This is a genomic window from Streptomyces sp. NPDC058674, from assembly GCF_042716505.1.
GTDB lineage: Bacteria > Actinomycetota > Actinomycetes > Streptomycetales > Streptomycetaceae > Streptomyces.
The window spans coordinates 155,553-172,197 of sequence record NZ_JBHXSC010000004.1 but is presented as its reverse complement, the minus strand read 5'-3'; the positions used below and the strand labels follow the sequence as shown (position 1 = coordinate 172,197).

The window sequence follows — 16,645 nt, the reverse complement described above, 5'->3', positions numbered from 1 at the left end:
GGGCGCGTCGGGGCTTGGCGTGACGGCGCGCGGGGCGGGCAGGACGGGGCGGCGCGTGGGGACGGCGGACGGGCCGGGGGCCGGCCGGCGTTCAGGGCGTCCGTCGGGCGGCGCGTGGCGTACCGGCGGGGGACGGCCCGTCCCGCACCCTGGATTCCCGCGCCGGTCCCCGATCACCGACTCCCCAGGAGCTCCCCGATGCCGAAGGCCATCCGTTTCTCCGAGTACGGCGACCCCGAGGTCCTGCGCGTGGAGGAGGTGCCGCTGCCCGAGCCGGGTGAGGGCCAGGTCCGCGTGAAGGTGGCCGCCGCCGGGGTCAACGGCCTCGACTGGAAGGTCCGCCGGGGCCTCCTCAGCGGCGGGGCGCCCCTGTCCGCGCCGATGGGCACCGGCCTGGAGCTGTCGGGCGTCGTGGACGCGGTCGGCCCCGGGGCGCACCGATGGCGCACCGGCCAGGCGGTCTTCGGCGGCTCGGCCGACCGCGGCGCCGCCGCGGAGTACGACCTCGCCGTCGCCTCCGAGCTCGTCGCCAAGCCCGACTGGCTCGGCTTCGAGGAGGCCGCGGCGCTACCGGTGGCGACCGAGACGGCCTACCGCACCCTGCGCCTGCTCGACGTACGGAAGGGACAGACCCTGCTGATCCACGCCGCCGCGGGCGGTGTCGGCCTGCTCGCCGGCCAGATCGCCCGGGCCCGGGGCGCGACGGTCATCGGCACGGCGGCCACGCGGAACCACGCCTTCCTGCGTGAGGTCGGCATCAGCCCCGTCCTCTACGGCGAAGGCCTCGTCGACCGGGTGCGCGCCATGGCTCCGCAGGGCATCGACGCCGTCCTCGACGCCTCCGGCCGCGGCGAGCTGGCCGACTCCGTCGAGCTGACCGGCAGCGCGGACGGGGTCGTGACCATCGCCGACCCGGGCGGCGCGGCCGAGCACGGAGTCCGCTTCACCGGCGAGGCCGGCTCGCTCGCGGAAGCCGTCACCGAGGTCCTGCCGCTCGTCGAAGCGGGTCGCGTGCGCATGCCGATCGACTCGGTCTTCCCCCTGGACGCGGCCGCCGACGCGCAGCGGCGCAGTGAGAGCGGCCACCTTCAGGGCAAGGTCGTCATCAGGCCCGGCGCCTGAAGGCGCGGCGGCCGTGCGCGGCGGCCGTGCGGGGGCGGCTCAGAGGCCCGAGCCGAGTCCGCCGGGAACGCGGCCCACCGGCTCGTCGCGGCCCTGGGCCCAGAGCGAGCGGACGTGGCCGAGGTGGCGGATCATGCAGGCCTCGGCCGCCGCCGCGTCACCGGCGAGCATCAGGTCGAGCAGTTCGATGTGCTCCTGCGCCGAGGACACCAGCTTGCCGGCCTCGTCGAGGCCGGTGAGCCCGTAGAGCCGGGACCGCTTGCGCAGGTCGCCGACGGTCTCCACCAGGCGGTCGTTGCCCGCGAGGCCGAGCAGGGTGAGGTGGAAGCGGCGGTCCGCCTCCAGATAGCCGATGAGGTTGTGCTCGCGCGCACTGGTGACGATCTCCTCCGCGATGGGGCGCAGGGCCTCCAGCTGCTCCGCGGTGGCGATCTTCGTGATCCGGCCGATGGTCGGGACCTCGATCATCGTGCGCAGTTCGGTGTACTGGTCCAGATCGCGTTCGCTGACCTCGGTGATCCGGAAGCCCTTGTTGCGCACCGGCTCGACCAGGCCCTCGCGGGCCAGGTCGAGCATGGCCTCCCGCACCGGGGTGGCCGACACGCCGAGCTCGGCGGCGAGGCCGGGGGCGGAGTAGACGCTCCCGGGCCGCAGTTCACCCGCTATCAGAGCGGCTCGCAGGGCGTGGCCGACCTGGTCCCGGAGCCGTTCCTGGGCCTTGATGAGACTGTGCTGCTTCAGGTCACCCATTGCGTTTCCTCCGAGACACCCGACGCCACCGACGAGCAGGGCACCAGCGTACAATGTCACGTTGCGCTGCTCGCTCCAGCGGCCGCGAACACCGCGGCCGCCACGGCAAGATCCTCCCAGGCCATGCCCACACTCTTGAAGAGCTGTGGACAACCCGGCGGCCCCCCGGCCGGCAGCCGCCCCGAGACCAGGTCGGCGAGGGTGCCGGTGATGTGGCCGGGTCCGATCGCCCCCTCGGCCTCCGGGATCAGCAGGTCCCCCGCCTCCCGCAGGGCCGCCGCGCGCGACTCCACGTACACGGCCGCCCGGCGCACCAGGGCCGTGTCGGTCTCCCGGGCCGTCGGCTCGTGCGAGCCGACCGCGACCACGGTGCACCCCGGACCGGCCAGCCGCCCGTCGAAGAGCGGCTCCCGCGCGGTGGTGCAGCAGACCACGAGGTCGGCGTCGGCCACGTCCCCGGGACCACCCGTCCGGGCGGGTACGCCCGCGGCGCGGGCGTGCGCGGCGAGCCGGCCCGCCCCCGCCGGATCGCGGGCGACGACCACCGCCCCGGCCAGCTCCCGTACGGCGAGGACCGCCTCCAGGTGCCCGTACGCCTGCGGGCCCGACCCGAAGAGCACCAGCCGCAGCGGGCGCGCGGGGGTCAGGTGGCGCACCGCGAGGGCGGAGACCGCCGGGGTGCGCAGGGCGGTGAGGGCCGCCCCGTCGAGCAGGGCGAGCGGCCGCAGGGTCGGGCCGTCGAGCAGCAGGTAGGAGCCGGTGATCCGGGGCAGTCCGCGGGCGGGGTTCCCCGGCGCGACGCCCGCGACCTTCACCCCGGCGTACGCGCCCGACGCGGCGGGCATCAGCAGCAGTTCGCCCCCGGGCACGGCCAGTGCGGTGCGCGGCGCACAGGTCTCGGGGTCGAGCCCGGCCCGCAGGGCGGCCGCCAGCGCCTCGACCGCCCCGGCCGGGGTGAGCAGAGCGGCCGTCTCCTCGGCGCCCAGCTGCGCGATCCCCGGCGCGTCGAGTCGGCTCACAGCAGGAAGCCGGTGCCGAGCGGGTCGTGCGGATCGGCCAGGAACGTGTGTTCGCCGGTGCGGTACGCGGTGCCGGTGACCTCGGTGACGGCGCCCGGCAGCATCCGGCCGGTGAACACGGTGCCGGTGACCGACTCGTGCAGGAGGTCCTCCCCCGGGCCCAGCCGTCCGTCCTCCGCGAGCAGCGCGAGCCGCGCCGAGGTCCCGGAGCCGCAGGGCGAGCGGTCGACCTGCCCGTCGGCGAAGACGGTGGCGTTGCGCTGGTGCGGCCCGAAGGGGGTGTCGGGCAGCTCCGCGTACAGGACCACCCCGTAGACGCCGGACAGCAGCGCTCCCCCCGGGTGCCAGGTGGCCGGATGGCCGGCCAGCGCGGCCCGGATCTCCCGCCCGGCCCGCACCAGCGCGGGCAGCGCCTCGCGGGAGACGTCCAGGCCCAGGTCGCGGGCGGCGACGGAGGCGTAGCAGGCTCCGGCGTGCACGATGTCCACCTCCGCGAGGCCGAGGGTGGTGGCGACGGGCACCTTCCGGGCGGCCACCCGGGCCGGGACGTTGCGGAAGGTGACCCCGGTGGTGCGGCCCCCCGCCCGGTGCACGGTGGCGGTGACCCGCCCGGACGGCACGTCGATGCGCACCCGGGCGTCCCCGTCGTCCGGGGCGGCCACGCGGCCGGTGTCCACGGCCCAGACCCCGAGCGCCATGGCGCCGTGCCCGCAGGCGGTGGAGTAGCCGTCCTTGTGCCAGAACAGCACGCCGAAGTGGGCCCCGTCGTCGTCGGGCGGCACGACGAACCCGCCGTACATCCCGGCGTGCCCGCGCGGTTCCTGGACGAGCATGCGCCGTACGTCCTCCAGCGGGCCCCGGCGCGGAGCGGTCCCGGAGCCCCCGGGGCCGATGGCCGTGGCGCAGCGCTCGGCGACGGTGTCCCCGGGCACGGGCACCACCGGCTCCCGGGTGAGGTCGACGATCCGGAAGGGTTCGCCGGCGGCGTGGTAGTCGGTGGTCCGCACCGGGGGGACGGTCACAGGAGGAAGCCTCCGGGGAAGGGGTCGGCCGGATCGAGGAAGTACTGGGCGGTGCCGGTGATCCAGGCGCGTCCGGTCACGGTGGGGACGACGGCGGGGAGTCCGCCGACGGTGGTCTCGCCGACGAGCCGGCCGGTGAACTCGGTGCCGATGAAGGACTCGTTGGCGAAGTCCGTGTCCAGCGGCAGGAGCCCGCGGGCGTGCAGCTGCGCCATGCGCGCGCTGGTGCCCGTACCGCAGGGCGAGCGGTCGAACCATCCGGGGTGGATGGCCATGGCGTGCCGGGAGCGGCGGGCGTCGGAGCCGGGGGCGGCGAGGTAGACGTGCTTGAGGCCCGCGATGGAGGGGTCCTCGGGGTGGACGGGCCGGTCGTCGGAGGCGTTGACCGCGTCCATGACGGCGAGGCCGGCGGCGAGCAGGTCGTCCTTGCGGGCGCGGTCGAAGGGGAGTCCGAGGGACTCCAGTTCGACGAAGGCGTAGAAGTTCCCGCCGTAGGCGAGGTCGTAGGTGACGGTGCCGAAGCCGGGGACGTCGGCCTTCAGGTCGAGTCCGGCGCTGAAGGAGGGGACGTTGGTGAGGGTGACGGCGGTGGCCGCCCCGTCCTGGACGCGGACGTCGACGCTCACCAGCCCGGCCGGGGTGTCGAGCCGGACGGTGGTGACCGGTTCGACGACCGGCACCATGCCGGTCTCGACCAGGACGGTGGCGACACCGATGGTGCCGTGGCCGCACATGGGGAGCAGGCCCGACACCTCGATGTAGAGGACGCCGAAGTCGGCGTCGGGGCGGGTGGGGGGTTGCAGGACGGCGCCGCTCATCGCGGAGTGGCCGCGCGGCTCGTACATGAGCAGGGTCCGGACGTGGTCCGTGTGCTCGATGAAGTGGAGCCGCCTCTCGGCCATCGTGGCGCCGGGGATCACCCCGACTCCCCCGGTGATCACGCGGGTCGGCATCCCCTCGGTGTGCGAGTCGACCGCGTGGTAGACGTGGCGCGTGCGCATTCGGTCCCCCCTGGGGTGTCAGGCGAGGCCCTCGGCGAGGGCCTTCTCGGTGGCGGCGCGGACGGCGGCCTCGGTCTCCCCGGTGAGCGGGAGGCGCGGCGGGCGGGTGGGGCCGCCGGGGCGGCCCGCCAGGTCCATGGAGAGCTTGATGGCCTGGACGAACTCGGTCTTGGAGTCCCAGCGGAGCAGCGAGTGCAGGGACTTGTAGAGCGGCAGGGCGGTGGCGAGGTCTCCGGCGGCCGCGGCCCGGTAGAGGGTGGCGCAGGACCGCGGCAGGGCGTTGGGGTAGCCGGCGATCCAGCCGACCGCTCCGGCCAGGGCCAGTTCGAGGAGGACGTCGTCGGCGCCGATCAGCAGGTCGAGGCCGGGGGCGAGCTCGGCGATCTCGTAGGCGCGGCGGACGTCTCCGCTGAACTCCTTGACGGCGACCACCGATCCGTCGGCGTGCAGGCGGGCGAGGAGCGCCGGGGTCAGGTCCACTTTGGTGTCGACGGGGTTGTTGTAGGCGACGACGGGCAGGCCGGCGCCGGCCACCTCGGCGTAGTGGGCGCGTACGGCGTCCTCGTCCGCGCGGAAGGCGTTGGGGGGCAGGAGGAGCACCGAGCCGGCGCCCGCCTCGGCGGCCTGGTCGGCCCAGCGGCGGGCTTCGGCGCTGCCGTAGGCGGCGACGCCGGGCATGACGCGCCTGCCGTCGCCGGCGGCCTCGACGGCGGTGCGCACGACGCGGGCCCGCTCCTCGTCGGTCAGGGTCTGGTACTCGCCGAGGGAGCCGTTGGGGACCACGCCGTCGCAGCCGTTGGCGATGAGCCAGGCCACGTGTTCGGCGTACGCGTCGTGGTCGACGGTGAGGTCCTCGCGCAGGGGGAGCGCGGTGGCGACCATGATTCCGTGCCAGGGGCGGGTGCGGGTGTCGCTGCGGGGCGCGGGGGTGGGCGCAAGGTTCATGGGGTGACTCCCTCGTGTGGTGTGTGACATTTTACTAGTGGGTGTGAGGCGGCCACAAGGGCCCGTGCCCCTCGGATCGGCGGCGTGTCCGCCGGATCAGTGGCCGCCCGGTCAGGGGTCGCCCGGTCAGCGGCCGGTGGGCCGGGGCGGACCGGACGGCCGGCCCGCGTCCGGCGGTTCGCCGCCGGACGCCCCGTCCGGGAGCTCGGCGAGGCGGCCCAGCGGGACGGGGCACGACAGCGGCCGCCGGTCGGGGGTCGGCTCCCCGCCGGCGAGGGCGGCGACGGCGGGACCGCACATCCGGCCCTGGCACCAGCCCATTCCGGCCCGGGTGAGGAGCTTGACCGTACGGGCGTCCCGCGCGCCGAGGTCCCGGACGGACTCCCGGACCAGCCCGGCCGGGACCTCCTCGCAGCGGCAGACGGGGGTGTCGTCCCGCAGCCAGCCGGTCCACCCGGCGCCGGGGCGGTGGGCGGCGCCCATGGCGTCGGCGAAGGCGCGCATCCGCGCGCGGCGGCGGAGCAGGGCCGGGGGGACGGCCCGGCCGGCGACCGTACGGGCGGCGATCTCCCCCTCGGTCAGGGCGAGTCCGACGCCGCCGATGCCCCCGGTCTCCCCCGCGGACCAGATGCCGGGCACCGAGGTGCGCTGGCCGGCGTCCACCTCCAGGGCGACGCCCCCGTCGGCGGTGCGGCGGGTGGCGCAGCCGAGGCCGGTGGCGAGCTCCAGCTGCGGTACCAGCCCGTGGCCCACCGCGAGCGCGTCGCACGGGATGCGGCGGGCGGTTCCGGGCACCGGGCTCCAGTCACGGCCGAGCCGGGCCACGGTGACCGCCTCGACGCGGTCGGTGCCGTGGGCCTCGGTGACGGCGTGCCGGGTGAGGAGGCGGACGCGGTGGCGCAGCAGGGCGCCGCCGTGCACGGCGGCCTCCGCGAGCTTGCCGGGGTTGCGCAGCAGCTCACGGGTGTGGGGGGCGTACGCGGTGTACGCCGCGGCCTCCACCACCGCGGGGACCGCGGCTCCGGCCGCGGCGAGGGAGCCGGCGACGGCGAGCAGCAGCGGCCCGCTCCCGGCGACGACGACGCGCCTGCCCGGCAGCACGAGCCCCGCCTTGAGCATGGCCTGGGCCCCGCCGGCGCCGACGACACCGGGCAGGGTCCAGCCGGGGAAGGGCAGTTGCCGCTCGTAGGCGCCGGTGGCGATCAGGACCGCGCGGGCCGGGACCGCCGCGGCGCGCTCCTCGGGACCGTGGCCCACGACGGCGTGCAGCGTCCAGGTGCCGCCGTCCGGGACCACCGTCCAGACGTGGTGCCCGGGCAGGTGGGTGATCCGGCCGGCCGACACGTGGGCGCGCAGGGCGGCTTCGCGGGTGGCGAAGTCCGCCCAGCCGTGGTGGAGGGCCTCGGGGCGGGCGGCGCCGAGACCGGGCGCGGGGTGGCGGTAGTACTGGCCGCCGGGCCGCTCCCCCGCGTCGAGGAGCGCGACCCGTAGGCCGAGCCCGGCGGCGGTGACGGCGGCGGCCAGCCCGGCGGGCCCGGCCCCCACGACGGCGAGATCGACAACGACCGCCCCCGTGCGGCCCGCCCCCGCGGGGCCGGCGGGGCCGGCAGGCTCGGGCGGGTGGGTCGCGCGGGGGTCAGACGGCGAGGTCGGCATGTCCGGTCCCCTCCTGGGTGGTGACGGCGTCCCCCGGGCGGGCCGGGACGAGGCAGGCGCGCTGGTTCGGGTGGCCGTTGACGGTGACGAGGCAGTCGTAGCAGGCCCCGATGCCGCAGAACGCGCCGCGCGGGGCACCGGTCCCGCGGGTGGTCCGCCAGGCGAGGATGCCGGCGGCCCACAGCACGGCGGCGACGGACTGGCCCGGCTGCGCGGGGAGTTCACGGCCGTCGAAGGTGACGGTGTGCGCCGGGGCCGGATCACCGCCGACCAGTGAGCGGGGCGTACGCATCAGGGGGTCCCTCCTCTGGGGTCGGTGCGGGGACGGGGCCGTTCGGGGCGGCGGGGGGCCGGGCTTTCGGGCCGGCTGCGCCTCGGTGGGCGCGCGCCCCGGCCCGCCCCCGTCATCGGGCCTCCGCGAAGCGGTCCGGGCGGAACGGGGCCGGGGAGAGGGGCGGTCGGGCTCCCGCGAGGGCGGCCGCGATCAGTGCGCCCGTCGCCGGGGCCAGGCCGATGCCCGCGCCCTCGTGCCCGCAGGCGTGCAGCAGTCCGGGGACGCGGGGGTCCGGGCCGATCGCCGGGAGGTGGTCGGGCAGGTACGGGCGGAAGCCGTGGTAGGTGCGCAGCACCCGGACCTCCGCCAGGACGGGGAAGAGCGCCGCCGCCTGCGCGGCCAGGCGCCGCAGGGCCTCCACCGACAGAGTCCGGTCGAAGCCGACCCGTTCGCGGGTGGCGCCGATCAGGACCGGGCCCGAGGGGGTTCCCTCGACCACGGCCGAGGACTGGAGGGCCGCGGAGCCGCTGGCGACGTCGGCGATGTAGTCGGCCGCGTAGACCTTGTGCCGGACGACGCGCGGCAGCGGTTCCGTCACCAGGACGAAGCCGCGGCGCGGCAGGACCGGCAGGGCCGTTCCGGCCAGGGAGGCGATGTGGCCGCCCCACGTCCCCGCCGCGTTGACCACCGCGGGGGCGCGGAGCTCGCGCCGGTCCGTGCGCACGCCCCGTACGGCGCCCGAGGTGTCGCGCAGGACGGCCGTCACCTCCTCCCCCGGGTACGTCCGCGCTCCCGAGGCGGCGAGCAGGCGGGCCGCCGCCTGGGCGGGCTGGACCTGGGCGTCCTGGGGGTAGAGGAAGCCCCCCGCCAGGCCCGGGGCCAGGTGGGGCTCCAGGCCGGGCAGATCGTCCGCCGCCAGTTCGACCGCCTCGACCCCGGCGGCGCGCTGGCCCTCGGCGAAGGTGCGCAGCGCCTTCAGGGCGCTCTCGTCGGGGGCGACGACGAGGCCGCCCTTGGCCTCGTACTCGACGGACGCGGGGAGCGCCGCGGCCAGTTCGCGCCACAGGCCGGCGGAGAGGAGGGCCAGGTCCAGCTCGGGTCCGGCCTCCTTGTCGGAGACGAGGAGGTTGCCCTCGCCCGCGCCGGTCGTGCCGCCCGCGACGGAGCCCCGGTCGACCACGGCCACGTGGAGGCCGGCGTGGGTCGCGTAGTACGCGCAGGCCGCTCCGACGACGCCCGCGCCGATGATCACGGCGTCCAGGGAATGGGTCTTGAGCACGGCAGTAATATGTCACATTCTTTAGGGCCTGCCCAGACCGTCCCGCGCCCCGGCGGGGACGCGGGACGGGCCGGCCGGATCAGCTGCGGAGCGGGCCCTCGCAGCTGTAGGACGAGGTCCCGGCGACCTTGTTGGTCCAGATCTCCACCGGGCCGAAGGAGCAGTTCATGTCGGCCAGGTTGTTGGAGGCCGCGCCCGCCCGGTCGAGGAGGAAGTAGTCGACCGTCTCGGACATGTCCTTGAAGTTCTGGTCGTCGCTGCGCCAGTTCTTCAGGTTCGCGGTGATGCGGCCGGTACAGGTGAAGCGGCGCTTCCCGGCGTCGCCGTTCTCCACGCAGTCGGGGGTGTTGTACGTGGCCGTGGCGAACGCCGACTTCACGGAGGCGAGCGCCGCGTCGCGCAGCCGGTCGTTGGGCGTGAAGGAGGTGTTCGGCACGTGGAGCTGGTCGACCTTGGCGATCTGGGCGGTCAGGAAGCGGTCGTAGTCGCGCTGCAGGTAGGCGTCGGCGCCCATCCGGTACCGCCAGGAGTCGTAGCCGGCCACGTCGTTGGCGCGCAGGTGGGTGTACATCTCGCGCAGCAGCGTGGGCTTCTCGGTCCACAGGAACTCGAAGAAGGTGCCCGCGTAGCTGTAGAAGCGGAAGCCGTCGCCGCCGTAGGTGGCGTTCAGCAGCTGCTCGACGGTCATGCGCGGCCCGCCGCCGGCCGTGTCGGCGATGACGCTCTTGACCAGGGACTTGCGGACGGCGATGCCGTTGTCGCGGGTGGCGCCGTCGAAGAACTCGGCGGTGCCCTCGTCCATGGCGGTCGTGCGGTCGCCCTCGTACCAGGGGCCCTCGCCGAAGAAGCCGGGCACCGCGTAGCGGCCGTTGAGGTAGTGCGTGTACTCGTGGCGGAAGAGCTCCTCGAGGGTGAGGGAGGAGTCCTGCGGGACGCGGCGCTGGTAGGTGTAGAAGGTGGCGCCGTTCTCGATGTAGATGCCTCCGTTGTCGGTGTCGTAGCCCGTCAGGATCGGGTGGTAGTTCTCGTAGTCGGCGCGGGAGGCGTAGAGCACGGTGGTCAGCGTGGTGTTGGGATCGTCCGCGAGCGGCGTGTCGGTCCCGAGCACGCGGTGGTACTGCGCCTTGACCTGCTTGCTCGCGTAGTAGAGCTGGTCGACGGTGGCGCGGTCCAGGCCGGTGCGGACCTTGATGGCGCCGTTGTCGTAGGTGTAGGTGTACGGGAAGATCTGCTTCTCGATGTCCTCCTTGCACACCCCGTACGGCTTGCAGGCCTGGAAGTAGTTGAGCCAGCCGACGAGCTTGGCCCAGGGCTGGCTGCCGTTGCCGAAGGCGGCCTTGACCGGCTCCAGCATGGCCCCCAGGTCGGCGGTGATCCGGTCCCGCAGGCCCGCGACCTCGCCGAAGCGGCCGTACTCGCCCAGCGCGTCGCGCGCCACCCAGGCGTTGGCGGTGCCCTTGAGGTGGACGTAGCCGGCGAAGGCCTTGAAGGCGGCCCGGTAGTCGGGGTCCGCGGCGACCGCGGCGTGGAAGGCCGCGTCCTGGTTGCCCGGGTAGACGCCCAGGTAGTTGACGGACAGGGCGGCCAGGGCGGCGCCCGCCCAGCCGGCGTCGAGGTGGGTGGCCGGATGGGCCGGGTCCATCGTGGCGAGGACCTTCTTGATCAGGCCGAGCTGGTGCTGGCGCAGGCCCGGCGCACTGGCGGCGTAGAGCGCCTCCCGCAGGGTCCTGGCGTTGGCGGGGGTCGCGTCGAAGGTGCGGGCGGCGTTGCCGAAGTCGGCGACCGCCCGGCGCATGGCGTCGACGGTCGGGGCGTCGGTGACGTCGATCTCGCCGCGGGAGTGGTCGTGGTAGGCGACGGCGTGCAGGTACGTGAACATCTCCTCCAGGTGGGAGGAGTTGCGGCCGTCGTGGTCGGCGGCCAGGGCGGATATCCGGCGGGAGACGGCCTGGACGTGCGCGTCGGACATGACGGGCGCCAGGCGCGCGTCCCAGGTCCAGACGAGGCTCCGCAGGCAGCCGTCGGCGAGGACCGCCGGGTCGCCGAGGAAGTCGGCGAACTGCTCGGGGGTGAGGTTCGTGATCCCGTCGAGGGTGCAGGGGACGGCGACGGCGAGGCTCCGCGCGGTCGGCGCGGCCTGCGCGGCCGACCGGGCGTTGTTCTCACTGCGCACGGACGGCGCCGGAGCGGCGGTGACCGTGCCGGGAACCCGGCCGGTGAGGGCCGTTCCGCCCGGGGCGGGCGCGGGCGCCGGGGCGTTGTCCCGGGCGTTGGCGAGGCGGTCCACCTCGTCGAACGGGTTCACCGCGGGGGCGCCGGAGGAGAAGGTGCCGGCGGCCGGGGCCCCGGCCGCGGTGGCGGGGGTCCCCCGGTCGGCGGCCCGGGTCACGGCCTGTCCGGCGGTGGCGAGGAGGGTGACCGCCACGGCGGCGGAGAGGAGGGACGTGCGCACAGCTCTGTGCTGGAACACCAAGGACTCCTGGGGGGAGGGGAGGTGGGGGACGTGGTGCGTGGCTGCCTTGCCGCACACGGCGTTTGACGGGAATTCACGTGGCGCGGTGTGAGCTGTAACATAGTAATGTGAAATTGCACTGACAAGCCCTCAGCGCACACCAGTTCACTTCTCCCCGAGGGAGCCCCCGTGACCGATACCCCCTCCCCACTCCACACCGGCAGCCACGACCTGCCCGTATCAGCGGAGTTGTCCCGGTTCATGGCAGGGGATTGGGCCGCCTCGCCGCTGCCCGGCCCCGCACACGTCCCGGCCCGCGCCGTCACTCCGGCCCGCCGCGCCCGGCTCTCGGCGCGCTTCCCCGGCGAGCGGCTGATCGTCCCGGCCGGCGAGCTCACGGTCCGCTCCAACGACTGCGACCACCGCTTCCGCCCGCACAGTGCGTACGCCTGGCTGACCGGCCTGACCGGCGAGGACCAGGCGGGCCACGTCCTGGTCATGGAACCGGCCGGCCCGCACGCCCACGAGGCGGTGCTGTACCTGCGGCCGCGCTCTCCGCGGGCGGACGGGCACGGGGAGTTCTACCGCGACCGCCGGTACGGGGAGTTCTGGGTCGGCCGCAGGCCGGACCTCGCCGAGGCGGAGCGCCTCACCGGCATCCGCTGCGCACACCTGGACGGGCTGGGCGCGCCGACCGGGCGCGACGCGGCCCGCGACACCGTACTGGCCTCGGCCCTCTCGGAGTTGCGCCTGGTGAAGGACGCCTGGGAGGTGGAACAGCTCCAGCTGGCCGTCGACCACACCGCGGCCGGTTTCGAGGACGTCGTCCGGTCACTGCCGCGGGCCCTGGCGCACCCGCGCGGGGAGCGGTGGATCGAGGGGGTCTTCGGCCTGCGCGCCCGTGCGGAGGGCAACGGCACCGGCTACGAGACGATCGCGGCCTCGGGCGCCCACGCCTGCGTGCTGCACTGGATCCGCAACGACGGCCGGCTGGACGGGAACGACCTGCTGCTGCTGGACGCGGGGGTGGAGACCGACTCCCTTTACACGGCGGACATCACCCGCACCCTCCCGCTGTCGGGCCGCTTCTCCCCCGTCCAGCGGCAGGTGTACGAACTGGTCCTGGCGGCCCAGGAGGCGGGCATCGCCGCGCTGCGTCCGGGCGCGAGCTTCCGGGACTTCCACCGGGCCGGCATGCGGGTGATCGCGGAGGGCCTGGCGGAGTGGGGCGTCCTGAAGCACGCGGAGGGCGACCTGCACCGGCGCTACACCCTGTGCAGCAGCGGGCACATGCTGGGCCTGGACGTGCACGACTGCGCGAAGGCGCGGTCGGAGACGTACCTGGACGGGGTCCTGGAGGAGGGCCAGGTCCTGACGGTGGAGCCCGGCCTGTACCTCCAGCCGGACGACGAGACCCTCCCGCCGGAGCTGCGCGGCATCGGCGTGCGCATCGAGGACGACCTGGTCGTCACGGCGACCGGCGCCCGGCTGATGTCGGGCGCGCTGCCGCGCACGGTGGCCGGCATCGAGGAGTGGATGGGACGGCTGCTGGAAACACGCTGACTACGCCCGCCCGCGACCGGCCCGAAGCGGGTTGCCCGAGGGCGGGCAGGGGCGCCTTCGGGGCGCGGGCGGCCTGCCTACGGCAGGACCGCGACCCCGTCGAGTTCGAGCATGGCCTGTTCGTCCCAGAGGCGGACCACGCCGACGACGGCCATCGCCGGGTAGTCGCGGCCCGCCAACCGGCGCCAGATCCGGCCCAGTTCGGCCGCATGGGACCGGTACGCCGCCACGTCCGCCGCGTACACCGTCACCCGGGCCAGGTCCGCGGGGGTCCCGCCCGCCGCGGCGAGGGCGGCCAGCAAATTGGACAGGGCGCGCTCGAACTGCTCGGGCAGGGTCTTCCCGGTCACCCGGCCGGCTCCGTCGAGCGCGGTCTGGCCCGCGAGGAACACGATCCGGGTGCCGGTCGCCGCCACGGCGTGCGAGAAGCCCGTCGGCGGCGACAGCTCCGCCGGGTTGATCCGTTCCGGGCTCACCGCGCGGCCACCCCTCCGGCCGCGGCGGCCGGGCGGCGGTCCGGGCCGCCCGGACCGTCCGGCGCCGCCGGACCCGCCGGACCTCCGGGCCCGGCCGGCAGGTCCCGGTACAGCTCCTTCGCGATGATCGTGCGCTGCACCTCGCTGGCCCCCTCGTAGATCCGCGGTGCCCGCACCTCCCGGTAGAGGTGTTCCAGCAGGTGGCCGCGGCGCAGGGCGACCGCCCCGTGCAGCTGGACCGCGTGGTCCACCACGTACTGCGCCGTCTCGGTCGCCAGCAGCTTCGCCATCGCCGCCCGGCGCGGGACGTCGGGGGCGCCCCGGTCGTGGGCTGCGGCCGCCGCGTAGACGAGCAGCCGGGCCGCCTCCGTGCGGGTGGCCATCTCGGCGACCCGGTGCGCCACCGCCTGGAGGTCGCTCAGCGTCCCGCCGAAGGCGGTCCGGCCCGCCGTGTGCGCGAGCGTCGCGTCCAGGGCGGCCCGCGCCATCCCCACCGCGAACGCGCCGACGCTCGGCCGGAAGAGGTTCAGCGTGTCCATCGCGACCCGGAATCCGCGCCCCGGCTCGCCCAGCAGGTCCCGCGGCCCGACCCGCACCCCGTCGAAGGCCAGGGTGCCGATGGGGTGCGGGGAGAGCATGTCCAGGGCCTCGCCGGCGAGGCCGGCGCGGTCCGCGGGGACCAGGAACGCCGACACCCCCTTGGCGCCCGGCCCCTCACCCGTCCGGGCGAACACGGTGTAGAAATCCGCCTCCGGGGCGTTCGAGATCCAGCACTTCCGGCCGTCCAGCCGCCAACCGGCCCCGCCGCCCGACCCGCCCCCGGCCGCCGACCCGCTCCCCGGTCCGGACCCGGACCGGGCCCCCGGCCCCGACCCGGCCCCCGCCCCCTCCCGCGTGGCCGTCAGGGTCAGCGCCGCCGCGTCCGAGCCCGCCCCCGGCTCGCTGAGCGCGAAGGCCGCCACCGTCCGTCCGGCGCGCACCCCCGGCAGCCACCGCTCCCGCTGCTCCGCGCTGCCCCACCGCTGCACGGGGTGGGCCCCGAGCCCCTGGAGGGCCAGCGCGGTCTCGGCCTCCGTGCAGGCGTAGGCGAGGGACTCCCGCAGCAGGCACAGCTCCAGCGCGCCCGCGGTGAAGACCCGCTCCAGCAGGCCCAGCTCACCGAGCGCCGCCAGCAGCGGGCGGTTGACCCGCCCCGGCTCCCCCTTCTCGGCCAGCGGCCGCAGCCGCTCGGCCGACAGTGCGCGCAACTGCCCGCACCACTCCTCCTGGTCCACCCCGAGCGCGAATCCGGTCATTCGAACATCCCCGCATCTATCGCGTCCTGTTGACTGCCGTCACCATCACGATACGCTCGTGGCGCGACCGCACGGCCGGCTCCATCCACATCCGGACCGTCGCAAGGGGGCGAACCCGCCTTGGACCTCAAGCCATCCGCTCACGTCGACACCTTTGCCCGCGACCACCTGCCGCCCGCCGACAGCTGGCCGGAACTCCTCTTCGAGCTGCCCGAACTGGCCTACCCCGACCGCCTGAACTGCGCGGCCGAACTGCTGGACGCCACCATCGACCGGTTCGGACCCGACCGCCCGGCCTTCCGCGGCGGCTCCGGCGAGGTGTGGACGTACGGCGGGCTCCGCGAACGCGTGGGCCGCCTCGCCCACGTGCTCACCGTCGACCTCGGGGTCGTCCCCGGCAACCGGGTGCTCCTGCGCGGCCCCACCGGCCCCTGGCTCGCCGCCTGCTGGCTCGCGGTGGTGAAGGCGGGCGCGGTCGCGGTGACCGTCCTGCCCCAGCAGCGGGCCCGGGAGCTGGCCACGGTGTGCGCCCTGGCCCGGGTGCGGCACGCCCTGTGCCACGCGGGCGTACTGGACGACCTGGTCAAGGCCGAGGTGGCGGGGCTGCGGATCACCGCGTACGGCGGCGAGGAGCCGGACGACCTGCTGCGCCTCGCCGAGCGGCACGCGGGGGCGCCCTTCCCCGCCGTGGAGACCTCCGCCGACGACGTCGCCCTCATCGCCTTCACCTCGGGCACCACCGGGCGGCCCAAGGGCTGCATGCACTTCCACCGCGATCTGCTCGCGGTGGCCGACACCTTCTCCCGCGCCGTCCTGCGCCCGCGGCCGGACGACGTCTTCGCGGGCAGTCCGCCGCTCGGCTTCACCTTCGGCCTCGGCGGACTGGTCGTCTTCCCGCTGCGGGCGGGCGCCTGTGCGCTGCTGCTGGAGGAGGCGGGCCCGCGGCAGCTGCTGCCCGCGCTCGCCGAGCACCGCGTGACGGTCCTGTTCACCGCCCCCACCGCGTACCGGGCGATGCTGGACGCCCTGGGCCCGTACGACGTGGGCGCCCACGACCTCTCCGCGCTGCGCCGCTGCGTGTCGGCCGGGGAGAACCTGCCGGCCGCGACCTGGCTGGCCTGGCACCGGCGGACCGGGCTGCGGATCATCAACGGCATCGGGGCCACCGAACTGCTGCACATCTTCATCTCGGCCGCCGACGAGGACATCCGGCCCGGTACCACCGGCCGGGTGGTGCCGGGCTGGCAGGCCCGCGTGGTGGACCCCGCCGGGCGGCCCGTCCCGGACGGCGGGCCCGGGCTGCTGGCGGTACGGGGCCCGGTCGGCTGCCGGTACCTGGCCGATCCGCGGCAGACGGAGTACGTGCGGGACGGCTGGAACCTGACCGGTGACACCTACGTCCGGGACCAGGAGGGCTACTTCCGCTACGTGGCCCGCGCCGACGACATGATCATCTCATCGGGCCACAACATCGCGGGCCCTGAGGTCGAGGAGGCGCTGCTGCGCCATCCGGACGTGGCCGAGGCCGCGGTGGTGGGCCGCCCGGACGAGCGGCGCGGGCAGATCGTGGTGGCGTACGCCGTCGCGCGCGGGGGCGCGGTGCTGTCCGAGGAGGCGCTGCGGGAGTTCATGCGGGCCGAGCTGGCCCCGCACAAGTGCCCCCGCGTCTTCGTCTTCCTGCCCGTGCTCCCCCGTACGGCGACGGGCAAGCTGCAGCGGTTCCGGCTGCGCGGGGACGGCCCGCCGCCGCGGCCCGGCCCGACCGGAGGGGCCGGACAGGTCCTAGAGTGA

At 75.6% G+C, this 16,645-nt stretch carries 14 protein-coding genes; 3 read left to right on the top strand and 11 right to left on the bottom strand.

All coding sequences use genetic code 11. The features are described 5' to 3' along the window. The first annotated feature begins 198 nt into the window (after positions 1-198). A complete protein-coding gene (locus ACFWU6_RS04035; protein WP_383978263.1) occupies positions 199-1,122 on the top strand; it encodes an NADP-dependent oxidoreductase in 924 nt (307 codons plus the stop codon). A 39-nt stretch (positions 1,123-1,161) separates the two neighbouring features. Here ACFWU6_RS04035 and ACFWU6_RS04030 read toward each other — a convergent pair whose 3' ends face one another. From ACFWU6_RS04030 to ACFWU6_RS03990, 9 genes are all read right to left on the bottom strand, one after another. Beyond that, a complete protein-coding gene (locus tag ACFWU6_RS04030; RefSeq protein WP_383809297.1) occupies positions 1,162-1,872 on the bottom strand; it encodes a GntR family transcriptional regulator in 711 nt (236 codons plus the stop codon). 56 nt (positions 1,873-1,928) lie between these two features. Continuing rightward, on the bottom strand, positions 1,929-2,891 hold the full coding sequence (locus ACFWU6_RS04025) for an ornithine cyclodeaminase family protein (RefSeq protein ID WP_383809300.1): 963 nt from the start codon (positions 2,889-2,891) through the stop codon (positions 1,929-1,931). After that, positions 2,888-3,913, bottom strand: a complete 1,026-nt coding sequence (locus ACFWU6_RS04020; RefSeq protein WP_383978260.1) for a proline racemase family protein — start codon at positions 3,911-3,913, stop codon at positions 2,888-2,890. Before ACFWU6_RS04020 ends, ACFWU6_RS04025 begins: the two co-directional genes overlap by 4 nt. Next, on the bottom strand, positions 3,910-4,914 hold the full coding sequence (locus ACFWU6_RS04015) for a proline racemase family protein (RefSeq protein ID WP_383978257.1): 1,005 nt from the start codon (positions 4,912-4,914) through the stop codon (positions 3,910-3,912). Before ACFWU6_RS04015 ends, ACFWU6_RS04020 begins: the two co-directional genes overlap by 4 nt. Positions 4,915-4,932: 18 nt before the next feature. Beyond that, positions 4,933-5,859 carry a dihydrodipicolinate synthase family protein gene (locus ACFWU6_RS04010; RefSeq protein WP_383978254.1) on the bottom strand — a complete coding sequence of 309 codons (927 nt, stop codon included), beginning with the start codon at positions 5,857-5,859 and terminating at the stop codon, positions 4,933-4,935. 126 nt (positions 5,860-5,985) lie between these two features. Next, positions 5,986-7,515, bottom strand: a complete 1,530-nt coding sequence (locus ACFWU6_RS04005) for an NAD(P)/FAD-dependent oxidoreductase (RefSeq protein WP_383978251.1) — start codon at positions 7,513-7,515, stop codon at positions 5,986-5,988. After that, entirely contained in the window at positions 7,496-7,810 is a 315-nt protein-coding gene (locus ACFWU6_RS04000; RefSeq protein WP_383810573.1) for a (2Fe-2S)-binding protein, read from the bottom strand. The genes ACFWU6_RS04005 and ACFWU6_RS04000 overlap by 20 nt, the downstream gene beginning before the upstream one ends. Before the next feature lie 109 nt (positions 7,811-7,919). Continuing rightward, the gene (locus ACFWU6_RS03995) at positions 7,920-9,068 is read right to left on the bottom strand and encodes an NAD(P)/FAD-dependent oxidoreductase (protein WP_383978248.1); all 1,149 of its coding nucleotides are present in this window, start codon (positions 9,066-9,068) and stop codon (positions 7,920-7,922) included. 79 nt (positions 9,069-9,147) lie between these two features. Continuing rightward, positions 9,148-11,538 (bottom strand): collagenase, encoded by a 2,391-nt coding sequence (locus tag ACFWU6_RS03990; RefSeq protein WP_383978245.1) that lies wholly within the window; start codon positions 11,536-11,538, stop codon positions 9,148-9,150. A gap of 171 nt (positions 11,539-11,709) precedes the next feature. On the opposite strand from ACFWU6_RS03990, the gene ACFWU6_RS03985 reads away from it, so the two are divergent. After that, positions 11,710-13,083: an aminopeptidase P family protein gene (locus tag ACFWU6_RS03985; RefSeq protein ID WP_383978242.1), complete on the top strand. Its 1,374-nt coding sequence runs from the start codon at positions 11,710-11,712 to the stop codon at positions 13,081-13,083. Positions 13,084-13,160: 77 nt separating this feature from the next. On the opposite strand, the gene ACFWU6_RS03980 is transcribed toward ACFWU6_RS03985, so the two are convergent. Next, positions 13,161-13,559, bottom strand: a complete 399-nt coding sequence (locus ACFWU6_RS03980) for a RidA family protein (RefSeq protein ID WP_383810555.1) — start codon at positions 13,557-13,559, stop codon at positions 13,161-13,163. Next, complete coding sequence (locus tag ACFWU6_RS03975; protein WP_383978239.1) at positions 13,556-14,854, bottom strand: acyl-CoA dehydrogenase family protein; 1,299 nt, start codon at positions 14,852-14,854, stop codon at positions 13,556-13,558. Before ACFWU6_RS03975 ends, ACFWU6_RS03980 begins: the two co-directional genes overlap by 4 nt. A 120-nt stretch (positions 14,855-14,974) precedes the next feature. On the opposite strand from ACFWU6_RS03975, the gene ACFWU6_RS03970 reads away from it, so the two are divergent. Then, positions 14,975-16,645, top strand: a complete 1,671-nt coding sequence (locus ACFWU6_RS03970; protein ID WP_383978236.1) for an AMP-binding protein — start codon at positions 14,975-14,977, stop codon at positions 16,643-16,645.

What these genes read in the sequence shown, in the direction of transcription:
- ACFWU6_RS04005 (WP_383978251.1), bottom strand. Translation starts at nt 7,515, where the DNA reads ATGCCGACCTCGCCGTCTGACCCCCGCGCGACCCACCCGCCCGAGCCT.
- ACFWU6_RS04030 (WP_383809297.1), bottom strand. Translation starts at nt 1,872, where the DNA reads ATGGGTGACCTGAAGCAGCACAGTCTCATCAAGGCCCAGGAACGGCTC.
- ACFWU6_RS04010 (WP_383978254.1), bottom strand. Translation starts at nt 5,859, where the DNA reads ATGAACCTTGCGCCCACCCCCGCGCCCCGCAGCGACACCCGCACCCGC.
- ACFWU6_RS04035 (WP_383978263.1), top strand. Translation starts at nt 199, where the DNA reads ATGCCGAAGGCCATCCGTTTCTCCGAGTACGGCGACCCCGAGGTCCTG.
- ACFWU6_RS04015 (WP_383978257.1), bottom strand. Translation starts at nt 4,914, where the DNA reads ATGCGCACGCGCCACGTCTACCACGCGGTCGACTCGCACACCGAGGGG.
- ACFWU6_RS03975 (WP_383978239.1), bottom strand. Translation starts at nt 14,854, where the DNA reads ATGACCGGATTCGCGCTCGGGGTGGACCAGGAGGAGTGGTGCGGGCAG.